This is a genomic window from Lysinibacillus sp. GbtcB16, assembly GCF_019091145.1.
Taxonomy (GTDB): Bacteria; Bacillota; Bacilli; order Bacillales_A; family Planococcaceae; genus Lysinibacillus; species Lysinibacillus fusiformis.
In genome coordinates this window covers 420286-434601 of sequence record NZ_JAGXJV010000002.1, presented here as the reverse complement: position 1 = coordinate 434601, position 14316 = coordinate 420286, and the positions used below count along the sequence as shown (strand labels likewise).

Here is a 14316-nt window from a genome sequence, read left to right as displayed (position 1 = left end):
TTTATTAATTAGTCCTTTACCGACTGCTTATTTAATGTAGTCACGTACAGCTGCCTTAGTTGTTTCATTAGTGAATAACATTTTATCATCATCCTTTGCAATTGGTTTAGTTATATTGCCTTCCACAGTTAATTGCACTTGGTATTTACTATTAGTTGGAATAATCACTTGTCCTTCAATTTTGTACCCCTTTGGCATAATCCAATTTGGCTTAACCTCAAAGTGAGGACGATCAATATTACCTATCCAATCTCCTCCCCATGTGATAGCTTACGAGCAATAGCACCTACTCGACTTAGGGTTGCCACATCATATAAATCCTGTGGAGGACCAACAGCAATATCCCATGCTAAGCTTGACTCATGGTTACTATCTAGTGTCCAAGTAACAATCTGCCCTGGTCGAGTTCTTCCCTGTGCATAAAGGTACTTCTGTCGTTCCTGTGAGCGATATGTTCAGTAATAAAGATGTTCTTAATACCGGCTTTAAAGCACTCTTGGAACAACAATCGACAGGCTGTTTGTGCAACTGGTAATAGTTCAGAAATGTCTCGGCAGGTTGTTGTAATGCTTGTCATTTCACATCACCCTTTACCTTGCCATAATTCAATGCTTGCTCGCTGTCTGGGGTACCTTTTGTAGTCGGGACGATAATAATACCGAGTAAACCTAAAATGCTTAACACAGTCTCTGAAATGGCTGTGATTTGTGCATTGTAAATCGTAATATCGACATTAAAAATGCCCGCTGTTTGATTAGCGAGCACTAGTAATAATGCGATTAATGACACCCAAAATTGCTTATGTTGAAGACGTACTTTCCAGTTGATTTTCATATTACATCAATCCTCCTTTAATAATTAAAGCCAATACTGCACTTGCAAGACCCCCAATTAACAATTTCAATATCCAAGTTGAATTGTCTTTATTCCCGCCTATATCTTCTCGAATTTCCTTGATATTTGGTACAGCTACGGTAAGACGTGTTTTCACATCGGTCATATCAGTTTCTAATCTTTCTATTCGGTGCTCCATATCAACACCCCACATATAAAAATATCACTGTTCGGCACAGCGCATTGCTTAGGTCTTGTTGTATAAAAATAGCCCTCCACAATTCTCTGTGGAAGACAATATAAAAAGCACCCTCAATTGAGAGTGCACTAAAACTACATAATACTAAATAAAATCTTCTCTATGGGCATGAAATAACCGTGACAATAGTATCTGGGTACCCCGTAGCTTTAATAGTTATTATCCATGTTCCATCTGTCATGAACCAATGTCCTGAAACAACCAATTGCCCACTAGTAACGTTAACAGCACTTGTAACATCATGGATCTGTAATCCAGTACTACTATGAGTATAAGTTAAGCTTGTAAATGCAGCTCTCCAAGCTGTATCATCGTTAAAGCTAAATACAAAAGGTGTATTTCTAACTACATGATAAATATTACCAGAACTAGAACCTACAGTTAATGGAACCACATTTACATTTCCGTTGCTATTCTCGTCTTATACCTTCTATATATATTTCAGTTTTATAACGAGCCTTCACCGAGCAGGCGATTTTCATCGCACACGGCGATCCGTCAACAATAGATATCCTAACACTTATTTCCCCACTTTAACTATATGCATATATATAAATATAAAATATTGAGGAATGTTAATTAGTTTTTCAAAAATGTTAGTGGTTTAGATATAAAAAATAACGCTAGCTAATGCTGCGTTTACTTGTTTAATGGATCCTGAAAACGATTATGTATGTAAAAAAGAAAATGGCGGACGTTGCACGCCAAGTGTAATTAAATATAATACTATTAAAATAAGCAAAAAATTAAACATCTGTTTTAGCAAGCATTCCTTACACCACACACATGTATGCAACAGCTTTAATCCAAAACGGTACATCTGTTATAACAGTAGAAAAAAGATTAGGACATAGCAAGCTGCCGTAACAGTTCGCTATGTCCACCTCAGAGAGAAAATGGTCAAGGGTGCTACATACCTCTTTGATTCATTCGCTCACACTTTATAAAAATTACTAGTGGTAGACCCACCTAACTTTGAAAAAGCACTCGTTTTATTCAACGCTGTTAGACCAATATTACTTTGTATCATCCATCTTCAGTACAGCCATGAATGCCTCTTGTGGGACTTCGACTGAACCTACTTGTTTCATACGTTTTTTACCTTCTTTTTGTTTATCAAGAAGCTTGCGTTTACGTGAGATATCCCCACCGTAACATTTCGCTAAAACGTTTTTACGGATCGCTTTAATTGTTGAACGTGCCACAATTTTTTGGCCAACTGCTGCTTGAATTGGAACTTCAAATTGTTGACGTGGGATTAATTCTTTTAATTTTTCAACGATAATTTTACCACGATCATAGGCAAAATCACGGTGTACGATAAAGCTTAGTGCATCAACTTGCTCACCATTTAATAAAATATCCATTTTCACTAATTTTGATTGCTGGTAACCGATTAATTCATAGTCAAATGATGCATAGCCTTTTGTATTTGATTTCAAATAATCAAAGAAATCATACACGATTTCTGATAGTGGCATTTCATAAATAATACTTACACGAGTTGTATCGATATAATCCATTGTCATGAAATTACCGCGCTTCATTTGACATAGCTCCATGACCGCTCCTACATAATCATTTGGCACCATAATTGTAGCTTTTACATATGGTTCCTCTACACGATCAATTTTTTGTGGATCTGGCATAAAGGAAGGATTATCTACTTTGATGGAAGAGCCATCTGTCATATGGACTTCGTAAATTACCGAAGGCGCTGTTGTAATTAGGTCAATATTAAATTCACGCTCAATTCGCTCCTGAATAATCTCCATATGTAGTAATCCTAAGAACCCACAACGGAAACCAAAACCAAGTGCTTGAGATGTCTCTGGCTCATACTGTAGAGCCGAGTCATTTAACTCTAATTTTTCTAAAGCTTCACGTAAATCATTGTATTTAGCTGTATCGATTGGGTATAAACCACAGTATACCATTGGATTTAAGCGACGGTACCCTGCTAGGGGCTCAGTAGCAGGACGGTTTGCATAGGTTACTGTATCCCCTACGCGTGTGTCCCCTACATTTTTAATAGATGCTGTTAAATAGCCTACATCTCCAACCGTTAATTCAGATTGTGGCACAACTTTTGGTGTATGTACCCCAACTTCAATGACTTCAAATTCCGCTCCTGTTGCCATCATGCGGATTTTATCTCCAGGCTTTACAGTCCCGTTGATAACTCGAATGGAGATGATAACGCCTTTATAGGCATCATAAATTGAGTCAAAGATTAAGGCTTGTAGAGGTGCATCTGGATCACCTGTTGGTGCTGGTACCTTTTCAACGATTTGCTCTAAAATATCCTCAATCCCAATTCCCGCCTTAGCAGAAGCTAATACTGCTTCAGATGCATCTAACCCGATGACATCCTCCACTTCTTGACGTACGCGTTCAGGATCTGCTGCTGGTAAATCAATTTTATTAATAACAGGTAAAATTTCAAGATCATTATCAAGTGCTAAATAAACATTTGCCAGTGTTTGCGCTTCAATACCTTGTGCAGCATCCACTACTAAAATGGCGCCCTCACAAGCAGCTAAACTACGGGAAACCTCATATGTGAAATCGACATGTCCTGGTGTATCGATTAAATGAAATGTGTATACTTCACCGTTTTTTGCTTCGTACTTTAATTGAACTGCATTTAATTTAATCGTAATGCCTCGCTCACGCTCTAAATCCATTGAGTCGAGGAGCTGTGCTTTCATTTCACGGGATGTTAATGATTTTGTTTGCTCTAAAATACGGTCAGCAAGCGTTGATTTCCCGTGGTCAATATGTGCAATAATAGAGAAATTTCGTATATTCTCTTGTCGTTTTAAACGTGCTTCTCGGTTCATCTTTTCCACTCCTAATTAAACTATAATGAATTATACTATGAACGCTACTCAAAGTACAACAGCAACTAGACTAGAAAGCCTATAATATCAATACTTTCAATGTTCGCTACCGCTATTAATTTTCATAGTTTTAAGTATATAAATACAGTGGGATTGGACTCCTCACTCAGTATGGATAGAAAAATTATTTTATTCTACGAAATAAAAAAAGTCAGCTACACAGACAAAAGCTGTATATACTGACTTTTTTATTCATTTATTTGTTGATAGATTGTTGAATAAGATTTGTTAAAACCTCAACACCCTTTTTCTCTAAATGAACACCATCTGGAGCGAAGTATTCTGGATGATTAAGGGCTGCCGCATGCCAGTCAATGAGTGTAATATTTTCATGTTCCTCTGACTTTTGGTGTAAAGACGCATTCACTTTCCCTTCCCATGAACGAGGCACACGTGTATTTACTAAATAAATATCTGCATTAGCAAATGCAGCTAGAAGTGTATCTATTTGGTCATTCGTAAAATAGCCATTTGTCCCTAATTGGATAATTATCGCATTATTAGATTGATTAAAACTCGCATAATTTGGTGCTAGCTTGACAGCTTGTGAAACTTGACGACCTATCTTCCCATCAATTGTAATGTTCGGAAAAACCTTATGTAAGCTCGTTGCTATATCGATCATAACAGAATCACCAATTGCTAGTATGTTTTGATAAGTATCCTCTTTCTCAGGTACAACATTTGTTTCGTTTTCTTCTGGCTTTGGTGTTTCTATATTTGGAACATCAGTTACTTCTTCCTCCTTACTAGGTGAAGGATTGTCGTTTGTTTTGTCCGGTTCTTTTATTGGATTAGCAGTAGGTTCATCACCATTAATTTTAATGGCAGTTGGATACGAATCCTTTGAACTTTGCTGACCTTCTCCCACGACCCCTGTAATCCCTGTGAAAAATACAAGTAGGAAAAGTGGAACCATGACAGTAGATACTTTTCTTGAAAATGTGAGGCTTCCCCATTTCTTTTTATTGAATACGAAATATGTCCGATAATAGGCCCAGAACCCTTCTTTACGAATCGGCATTTCAATAAAGCGATAGGAGCATTCTGCAATCGTCACGATGAGTACTAGCTGAAGCGCAATTCGCCAATAGGAGGGGTTTCCAATTTCATGAATAGGTGTGCCTAATACCATGACGGGGTAGTGCCAAAGATAAATACCGTAGGATCGAGAGCCAATCCAACATAGTGGTTTCCATGCAAGTATTCTTCCTAAAATACTAACTGGATGACAAACACAAGCAATTAATACGGCTGCATTCAAGCAAAATAGGAACATTCCTCCTCTATAAAGGAATGTTTGAAATTCATCCACATACATAATGCTGACAAGAAAAATAGTAAACGAAATAAAGCTAATAGCATTTAATTTCTTCATATGGCTTGTTGATAATTTTTGTGATGATAGTCTTTTCATTGGCCAAATAAGCGCTAACCAACAGCCAATTAATAATTCAAAACAGCGTGTGTCCGTTCCATAATATACACGACTCGGATCAGCACCTGGCTGGTAAAGTATCGCCATTAATAAGGCTGAGCAAATAGCTCCAAAGAAAACAATCTTTGCTAGTTTACTTTGTTTTTTTACAACATACAGTCCTATCATTAAAAGCAATGGCCAAATTACATAAAATTGTTCTTCAATGGCTAATGACCATAAATTCTTTAAGGGTGATGGAGAACCGAAACTATCAAAATAAGAAAGTTTATGAAAGATGAACCACCAATTACTTGAATAGAAAATAGAAGACAGTGCATCTCCACGTAATGTATGAAGGAGCTCTTTATGAAAGAGCATTGCCCAAACAAATGATGTAATAATCATAACGTAGGCAGCCGGTAGTAACCGTCTAAATCGCCCAATCCAAAATTTCTTTAGACTGACTGTTAATTGGTTTCCCTTTAAAGGTAACATGGTAGAGGTGATTAAATAGCCTGATAGTACAAAAAAGATATCAACTCCTAAAAAGCCACCTCTAGCCCAACTGAAGTTAAAATGATAAGCAATAACTGCTAATACAGCTAATGCTCGAATCCCGTCTAGTCCAGGAATGTAACGATGATTTAATGACTTGCCTGACATACTATTCCTTCCTTCAATAATCTATAAAACCTATTGTCAAGTAATGTGAAACCTTGATTGAAAACCATCCCCTCTCAAATGATTAGTTTGTTCACTTATATGTTTGACGTTTGAGAAACGATAAAAGTTTTAGAGAAATATTGAATATCATTACTTTTCTAGTCTCTTATAAAATTCATTCTCTACATATGTATTTCTAAAAAGGCATTACCATAAATGGTAGATACTACAAAAGCTCTTTCACCCTGTTAGCATATGCCTTCATTCATTATAAAATCGTGAGCCAACTTGAAAATTATAAGGCAAGAATTGAGCAATGGAAAGCCCAATAATTAGATTTTTTTCTGGAAATTTTTATTATAATAAAATATCAAAAAGCGAGCCTTTAGGAGACTCACTTTTTGAATACTATGTTTATTTTTTTGAATCATTAACAAATGCCTTTGATATGGCTTTCCCGATTACCGCAATCGTTCGATTTACCTCTTCTTCTGTATTGCCAATCCCACCGATTTCAATAATCATCATTTGCTTTGCTAAATCTTGATTATATCTCCCATCGACACCATCTCCACTTTTGGAAATAACACCTTTTGATATTTTCGGAACGATGGCATTCAATGTGGAAGATAAACTTTCTGCATAAGCTGTGTTCCAGCGGTAATTAGCATGCTCTGCCCCAACGACGATAGCGATTTTCGCATAGTTTTCCCCATTATATGAGATCGTTGTAAGATCATGTTTTAAGGAATCACGATGTAAATCTAGTATTAAATCATAATTATTGGTTTCTAAATGTTTACTAAGAAAAGGTCTTATTACATCATAGGATTGATGATAGCCCTTCCCCTGTGCTTGTAATTCCTTCATAGTATCTACATCAAGAATATCCGTCTTTAAACCATTGACATTAAAATGATTCACAATCTTATCCTTCAAGCTCATAATGTTGACCGTTTCATGAGAAGTCGCTACCTTACCACTCACAGCTTTCACCATCGGTTCGTATGCTTCATGCGTATGCGTAAATAATACTAACACCTTAAACGGATCTAAATCTGGTTCGGGCTCTTTCGTTTGTTCAAGTACATTCTGTTCTTCTAGATTAGTAGCGGCAAACACGACTTGTTTATCTTCAGGTTGTTTAATCGGAGTCGATGCTTGCTTGTTGAACGGAAGTTGCCCAGCAATGACAGGTAATACGAAAAAGAACAATAATATACCAAAAGACCATTGTAGTTTTTTTAGCAAAGTCACACCCTCCTCCCCATATCGTATGGAGGGGGGGTGTTATTTAGAACGTAAAAATTTTTCCTGATTTATGCATAATATTAGCTAATTTTTATAAATCACTGGCCCAGTTCATCAGCATTGAAGCGACTAAATTTGCGTAGCGATCAATCCAATAATCCGCTTCTTTAGGCGTTACCATCAATTGTCTATGTGAGGCTGCAAAGGTTTCCTCAAACAATTGCTGACGTTCCTCTCTCGTCCATGTTGCCCATTCCCCGAAAATAGGTTCAACCAATGACATATCTAGCTCCTTGTCGATATTTGGCTGCCATGAGGATAATGATAGCTTCGATGAAGGATTACTACGTTCAGCTACGCGAGCCGCTATTGATCGCAGCATAACTTCTACCGCATCAGCAATTAAAACAGGCGCATCTACCACTGTCGGTATACCTATGGCTGTTACAGGAATGCCAAGCATTTCATAGGAGATTTCTTGCCTTTGATTCCCTACACCTGACCCTGGATGTATACCTGTATTCGTTAATTGAATCGTTTTGCAAAGTCGATTACTAGCTCTTGTCGCAAGCGCATCAACGACAATGACTAATTTTGGCTTTAATCGCTCAGCAATTGCGGCTACAAACTCTCCCGTTTCATAGCCTGTTTGTCCAGTGACCCCTGGGGCATACATAACAAATTTATCATCAATCACATCTAAACTATGCAAATGATCTATCAGATACGGACCAATTGCATCAGGTGTAATAGTGCGATTACCCAAACCAATAATTAAAATTTTATCGTCTTCTTGCCAGGAGAGCGATTCATGTAATTTTTTAAAATTCTCTAGCAATTCTTGCTCTAACTGTACAAATCCGTCCTGATCTTCTAATGTCAGTGTAGGAACAGAAAGGGTAATATATTGGCCTTCTTTTTTGCCAATTTGCTTCTCACCTTCACCATCCACTAGCACATCCGTAATTTTCACTCGTCCGGCTGTTCGGTCTTCAATTTGAACGCCACTCGATTGTTTAAGCTTTTCTTTTTGCTCTTTCGTTTGATGGACAACTACCTCTTCAGATTCATCGATTAAATCTGTCCGATACCAGTTAAAATTTTGCATACAAATCACCTCAAGCAGTAGTTTGTTCAAACTGTCAAGTAAATATTCTTTGCATTTATCTATTGCAATTTAGCCAAGCGTTTGTTAAAATGATTTTTGTTGTATTAACACAAGAAATCAATGAGAAGATATCATCTCGTACCTAATTTAGGAGGTGAAATATATGCCAAACATTAAATCTGCGATTAAACGCGTAAAAGTTAACGAAAAAGCTAACATTGCTAATTCTCAAGCTAAATCTGCTATGCGTACTACAGTGAAAAAAGCTGAAAACGCTGTTGCTGACAATGCTGAAAACAAACAAGAACTTTTACAAGCAGCTTTCAAATCATTAGATAAAGCAGCTTCAAAAGGACTTATCCACAAAAACGCGGCGGCTCGTAAAAAGTCTCGCCTTGCTAAAAAAGCGTAATTGTTTAAAGGATCAGATACTCTATTAAGAGTAGCTGGTCTTTTTAATTTTTATAGAAAACATAAAAGCTGTCCGCTATTGGACAGCTTTTGTATTAAAGTTGACGAAGTAAAAAGAGCTCCAAATAACGTTCGCGATTACCACCTGTTGATTTCAACTGTAAATCGACCTCCGCTAGTTGATATAATGCTCTCAGTAAGCTTTCTTCTGACGGTCGATTACGTTGCTCCGTCATTAATTTGACACGATACGGATGTATTTTTAGGTTTTTGGCGATTTGCTGCGGATGGTACCCTTTTTTCAATAAATAAAAAACATTCGACATCGTGCGAACATTGGATGCTAGTAGTCCAACAAGCATAATCGGCTCTTGTTTTTGTCGCAATAAATCATGATAAATCGACAAAGCGCTGACCGAATCATTAGCCAAATAGGCGTTGAGCATTTTAAAGGCGTCCTGCTCCAATGTTTTTGCCACTAAATCCTCCACTAGCGATACCGTAATTTCTCCGCCTTCACCAAGATAAAGGGTAAGCTTGTCTATTTCCATTTGTAATTGAAGCATGTTCGCCCCAACCATCGTCACAAGAAGCTCAATCGCATCCTGTGTAATGCTATTGCCCTGTGCCTTAACATTACTTTGAATCCAAACAGCTAAATCCTGCTCTTTAGGTGTTTCTGCTTCGACCAGTAATGCATGCTCTTTCATCATTTTTGTCACTTTTTTACGCTCATCTAACTTTTCATATGGAGCAATAAAAACGGTTACGGAAAAATCAGAAGGGTTGGACAACCATGTCTCCAGTCGTTTCACATCATGGTCAATCTTTTCTTTTCCTTTCTCTGTTGCCTTTAAAAACGAAGCATTTTTGGCAATAATGAGCTTTTGCGCAGAGAAAAAGGGAATGGTATCCGCTTCATCCATAACAGCATCAACAGGTACTTCATCTAAATCAAAAGTACTTATTTCCAGCTCATCTTCTGGTCCCATTGCTTCTTTTATACGCTTAATGGTTTCATCTATAAAATAGCTTTCTTCACCAACTAGTAGATATACTGGTGCCAGCTCACCTTTTTTTATTGTTTTCCAAACCGTTGAAATCATAATTTTCCCTCCATCTAGCAATACTATAAGTATACATGATTTTATCTGGATTGAGCAGGCTACAACCTTGATAGATGCCATACTTATATGGCGTTCATTTGGTAAGCCAATCCAAGATTACATTTCAGTCGAGCAATCACCAAGCTATCTTAGGTGTCCTGTAGTGAGTTTGACCGAATTGTGTCGATTCCTTGCCAGCCGGGGAATTCTCCTTTTCGATATAGCTTTTATGTACATGTTGTCTTATAATAAATAACAGAATTGGAGGGATAACAATGAATCCATTTGAAGGAAAAAACATACAATGTCGACGTAACGATGCAATCGATTCAGGTGTTGGTTTCGGTGTATCATTTGGCGTTTTCACACTAATGTTTATTATCGCGACAATAGTAGAGTTCGTATCACAGTAATCAGACTTAAATACGAAGGAAAAAGACCTTGCTCATTGGACAAGGTCTTTTTCTTTTGCTGTGACTGTCAAACGATTCCCCCGAATACGTACTTCGATTGTGCCATCCTCTCCCGTTGTCCAAGTAGCTAAATTACGATTGACAAATCGCTCAACTACCTCTTCATGTGGATGACCATAACGATTTTGAAGCCCAGCACTGAAAACGGTGAATTGAGGTTGTACGAGCTCTACAAATGATTCGATACTAGATGTTTTACTGCCATGATGACCAGCCTTCAGAAGGGTTATATTAGCTATTAGAGGTCCATAATGCATCATTAGCTGTTGTTCGCCATACTTCTCTAAATCACCTGTAAATAACGCTGTAAACGCCTTCTGACGCATGTATAAAACAAGGGAGTCATCATTGCCTTCGTAATAGGTATCATGAGGCCATAAATAAGAAAAGCTAGTCTCGCCTTTCTGCCATGAAGTGCCCTTCATCTTTTCTTTTATAGGAACGTTTTGCTTTTGGGCTTCCCTTAACAAATCCCTCATAATAGGCTGTCCCAACGAACCAGGTGTAACGTGAATTTCTTTCATCCCAATCTCTTGTAAAATTTCCTCGGCTCCTTCCACATGATCAGCGTCTGCATGCGAAACAATAAAAATATCAATGGTTCGTATTCCCTTCCCTTTCAGAAATGGGACTACCACTTGTTTCCCCACCTCGTAAACATTATTTGGCTTCTTCCATTGCTCTTGTTCAAAGCGTAAAAGGCCACCAGCATCAATGACATATACAGCCTCCCTAAATGGCAATTCAATCACAATGCAATCACCCTGCCCTACATTTAAAAACGTTATCTTTGTGTCACTATAAAGCATTGGATAAAAATGAATCCAGATCGCTGGGATGACTAAAACAACAATCGCATGCCCAAAACGTTTTGTTTCTAAGAAATAGAAACACGCGAGAACGCTTAGCATCGCTAAACAGCAAAGCCAGATGGATGGTTTACCTGGTGACCATAATTGAAAAGGAAGTGCTTGTATTGAAAAAATGACATTCGTTAGCCCATTTCGCAGAGGCTCGTAGCCTGCAAATAAAAGGTTTGCTAATGGTAAGGAAATATACGTAAGAACTAGCGCTACAATATTAAAAGGTAAAATAAAGAAGGAAAACAATGGAACGAAGATAATATTGACAAAAAACGAGGAAATGGAAAGTTCATAAAAATGATGAAGTAATAATGGATAGACGAGTAGCTGACAGACGAATGTGACGAAAAAAGAACGGGATATCCAATTGCTAGTCTGTATAAAAATAAAACTAGAATAAACTAGACTAGCCGCTGCTAAATAGGACAGTTGGAAACCAATTTGAAAGATTACTCCCGGTTCAAGTAAAACAAACCCTATAAAGCTGATAGCAAGTGCATCATCGATTGACAGCGTCCATTTCAAATAACGGAGCAACATCATTAATTCTACGACTGAAACTGCACGCCATACAGACGGAGCACCCCCCGCAATGACCCCGTAGATCGGTAGTAAAATGAACAAGGCCACTGTCGCCATCTCTTTGCGAATACGTATGCGTAGTAAGCCTTCAAAAAATAACCATGACATCAGTGCTACATGTAAACCAGAGATAGCAAATAAATGAGTGATTCCTAGCTTTTGATAGGCTCGTTGTAGCTCATCATCCATTTGATCCTGTTCTCCAATGAGTAGGGCTTGAGCCTCCGCTACTAGTGTTTGGGGAAATGTCATTTCTATATGCCTTTTCATCTGTTGTCTCAGTTTAGCGAGAAATATGGTGGGGGAACTGCGCTTCTCCATAAAGGTCCAACTAGTGACTTCAACGATACCAGTTGCCCCCTTACTCGTTAAATAAGTTGACATGGAGAAGGCGTAATCATGGGCTGATGGCGAAGGAGTCACAAGCTCACCTTTCGCAAGATACGTCATTCCTGCTATAGATGTATGTTCATAATTAACTTTTTCTTGTTCTGAGGAAAATGTATATACTACATATAACTTTTGACCATTTGTAGTTGTAGCAAATCCACGGAGCTTTTGGCCGCTTATTTTATAGTCGTTTGACCAAGTTAAAGGGAAAGAGGATGGCAGTGGGGAAGGTGCTGTTAATTGAATTGTCACAAAAAAAATATGCGATATTAATCCACCTATTAACACAATCATCGCTAAGAAACGTGACTCACCCTTTAAGATGAGCCACAGGGCTAAAAGAAGTACTAATACGAGTAGCCATGCCGACTTGTGAGCCGCTAAGGATGCCACAAGTACAGCGAGAGCTATATAAATCCATTTATGCCTTAAAGCTTTATACCAAATAGTGCACTCACCTTCTGTTCATAGGGAAGCAATTTTTCTGCTGGCAATCCGTTCTCGCGAAGCTCATGAAGCATCTCTGTATACAAGGCTAGTTTTTCATCTCGTAAAAAATCGATTTTCCGTTCATCAAATGGTACATGGACGACTGTCACACCTGCTTTTTCAAATAATTCTTGAGCATATGGATTATTTTTATAATCAGTTGCATAACAAACACGCTCAATGCCTGCTTGAATAATAGATTTTGTACAAGGGAGACATGGGAAATGAGTCACATATAAATCTGCACCTTTTGTTGGTGTGCCGTATTTAGCACACTGTAGCAACGCATTCATTTCAGCATGCACCGTACGCACACAATGGTTGTCCACCACATAGCAGCCATTTTCGATACAATGTTCATCACCCGTAATGGACCCATTATATCCCCCTGCTATAATCCTTTTATCGCGGACAACAGTCGCTCCTACCGCTAGTCTTGTACATGTACTACGCAATGCGAGTAAATGGCTTTGTGCCATAAAAAATTGATCCCAAGTAATTCGCTCCATATGACTACCTCCAAAATTTTGCCTTACAAGTTTTTCGATCTCGTTGCTTTTCTACTATAGTGTAGCCCTTTTGGAAAAGGGGCGTCAATATGTCATATGCTATTAGCTTTACTTAACTGTAATAGAATCCTTTAATTTCTCAAATGTTTTCTCACCAATACCACTAACATTCCTTAAGTCATCAATAGTTTGAAAGCGTCCGTTCTGCTCCCGATAACTAAGAATACTTTGAGCTTTTGAGGGGCCAATTCCTGGTAATGTGGCAAGAGTCTCCGTATCAGCGATATTGATATTAATTTTTTGATCCTTATTCTCGCTCTCTATAGGTGAAAAGAGTAGATTTGTAGATGCATCTTCAAGATGCTCACCCTTGATGGGAATATAAATGACCATTTCGTCCTGAACTTTTTGCGCATGATTAACAAGTTGCGTATCCGCATTCTCAATATAACCACCTGCAAGCTGAATGGCATCGATAATACGATTATCTGGCTGAAGCTCATAAACGCCGGGATACATAACAGCACCCTTTATATCAACAAATATCTGCTGCTGGACCGCCTCCTCCACAGTAGATGTCACTTGATTTATTTCTTCAATAGGTTGGATGGTTTCGATGAGCTCTTCTTGGGGAAGTGAAGAGTCAGAACTCGAAAAATAGAAGTAAAAAAACAGTCCACTGATTACTAGTACGCCAGGGATTAGCATACCTTTTTTGTACTTTTGCCATAAAGATTGCAACATAGTACCATCCTTTCAATGCAAAAGGTCATCATATGGAGGTACCCTCATCATACACTAACAAACCTGGAATGCAAACCTGAAAGCAGGGACGAAAAACTCTCATTTGATCGCTCGATTGGTTATTTTTGTTCTATCCGTCACTTTTGCTGCCCTATCCGTCACTCTGACTCCATTATCCATCGCTTTCGGTTTATGAATCACTCTCGCTTTATCCGTCACTCTTGCTGTTCTATCCGTCATTCTGACTCCTCTTTATCCATCACCCTCGATGCTCTCTCCACCAGCTCTATAAAAAAAATCCACACTACCAA

The 14316-nt window shown here is 38.1% G+C and carries 15 protein-coding genes; 2 read left to right on the top strand and 13 right to left on the bottom strand.

What is annotated here, in order from left to right:
- Positions 1-27 precede the first annotated feature (27 nt).
- The 8 genes from KVT27_RS27265 to gpr form a co-directional block, all read right to left on the bottom strand.
- A complete protein-coding gene (locus KVT27_RS27265; protein WP_309140235.1) occupies positions 28-198 on the bottom strand; it encodes a hypothetical protein in 171 nt (56 codons plus the stop codon).
- A gap of 375 nt (positions 199-573) precedes the next feature.
- Entirely contained in the window at positions 574-834 is a 261-nt protein-coding gene (locus KVT27_RS14010) for a phage holin (RefSeq protein WP_036149177.1), read from the bottom strand.
- 1 nt (position 835) lies between these two features.
- The gene (locus tag KVT27_RS14005) at positions 836-1033 is read right to left on the bottom strand and encodes a hemolysin XhlA family protein (protein WP_036149180.1); all 198 of its coding nucleotides are present in this window, start codon (positions 1031-1033) and stop codon (positions 836-838) included.
- Between the two features lie 160 nt (positions 1034-1193).
- Positions 1194-1487: a hemoblobin-interacting domain-containing protein gene (locus KVT27_RS27260; protein ID WP_036149183.1), complete on the bottom strand. Its 294-nt coding sequence runs from the start codon at positions 1485-1487 to the stop codon at positions 1194-1196.
- Between the two features lie 622 nt (positions 1488-2109).
- Entirely contained in the window at positions 2110-3936 is a 1827-nt protein-coding gene (lepA, locus tag KVT27_RS13995; RefSeq protein ID WP_036127241.1) for a translation elongation factor 4, read from the bottom strand.
- A 256-nt stretch (positions 3937-4192) separates the two neighbouring features.
- Positions 4193-6079, bottom strand: a complete 1887-nt coding sequence (locus KVT27_RS13990; RefSeq protein WP_217581479.1) for an acyltransferase family protein — start codon at positions 6077-6079, stop codon at positions 4193-4195.
- A 414-nt stretch (positions 6080-6493) separates the two neighbouring features.
- The gene (spoIIP, locus tag KVT27_RS13985; RefSeq protein WP_225316126.1) at positions 6494-7336 is read right to left on the bottom strand and encodes a stage II sporulation protein P; all 843 of its coding nucleotides are present in this window, start codon (positions 7334-7336) and stop codon (positions 6494-6496) included.
- A gap of 85 nt (positions 7337-7421) precedes the next feature.
- On the bottom strand, positions 7422-8438 hold the full coding sequence (gene gpr, locus KVT27_RS13980) for a GPR endopeptidase (RefSeq protein ID WP_008180896.1): 1017 nt from the start codon (positions 8436-8438) through the stop codon (positions 7422-7424).
- 163 nt (positions 8439-8601) lie between these two features.
- On the opposite strand from gpr, the gene rpsT reads away from it, so the two are divergent.
- Entirely contained in the window at positions 8602-8850 is a 249-nt protein-coding gene (gene rpsT, locus KVT27_RS13975; RefSeq protein ID WP_008180898.1) for a 30S ribosomal protein S20, read from the top strand.
- A 94-nt stretch (positions 8851-8944) separates the two neighbouring features.
- Here the strand turns inward: rpsT and holA are convergent, their stop codons facing one another.
- Positions 8945-9955 (bottom strand): DNA polymerase III subunit delta, encoded by a 1011-nt coding sequence (holA, locus tag KVT27_RS13970; protein WP_036149188.1) that lies wholly within the window; start codon positions 9953-9955, stop codon positions 8945-8947.
- 275 nt (positions 9956-10230) lie between these two features.
- Here holA and KVT27_RS13965 point away from each other — a divergent pair, with 275 nt between their 5' ends.
- Complete coding sequence (locus tag KVT27_RS13965) at positions 10231-10368, top strand: YqzM family protein (protein WP_004226902.1); 138 nt, start codon at positions 10231-10233, stop codon at positions 10366-10368.
- A 32-nt stretch (positions 10369-10400) separates the two neighbouring features.
- On the opposite strand, the gene KVT27_RS13960 is transcribed toward KVT27_RS13965, so the two are convergent.
- From KVT27_RS13960 to KVT27_RS13945, 4 genes are all read right to left on the bottom strand, one after another.
- A complete protein-coding gene (locus KVT27_RS13960) occupies positions 10401-12656 on the bottom strand; it encodes a DNA internalization-related competence protein ComEC/Rec2 (RefSeq protein WP_309140234.1) in 2256 nt (751 codons plus the stop codon).
- A 35-nt stretch (positions 12657-12691) separates the two neighbouring features.
- On the bottom strand, positions 12692-13261 hold the full coding sequence (locus tag KVT27_RS13955) for a ComE operon protein 2 (RefSeq protein WP_208705590.1): 570 nt from the start codon (positions 13259-13261) through the stop codon (positions 12692-12694).
- Positions 13262-13369: 108 nt separating this feature from the next.
- The gene (locus KVT27_RS13950; protein WP_036127248.1) at positions 13370-14005 is read right to left on the bottom strand and encodes a helix-hairpin-helix domain-containing protein; all 636 of its coding nucleotides are present in this window, start codon (positions 14003-14005) and stop codon (positions 13370-13372) included.
- A 99-nt stretch (positions 14006-14104) separates the two neighbouring features.
- A complete protein-coding gene (locus tag KVT27_RS13945; protein ID WP_191967668.1) occupies positions 14105-14245 on the bottom strand; it encodes a hypothetical protein in 141 nt (46 codons plus the stop codon).
- Positions 14246-14316: the final 71 nt, after the last annotated feature.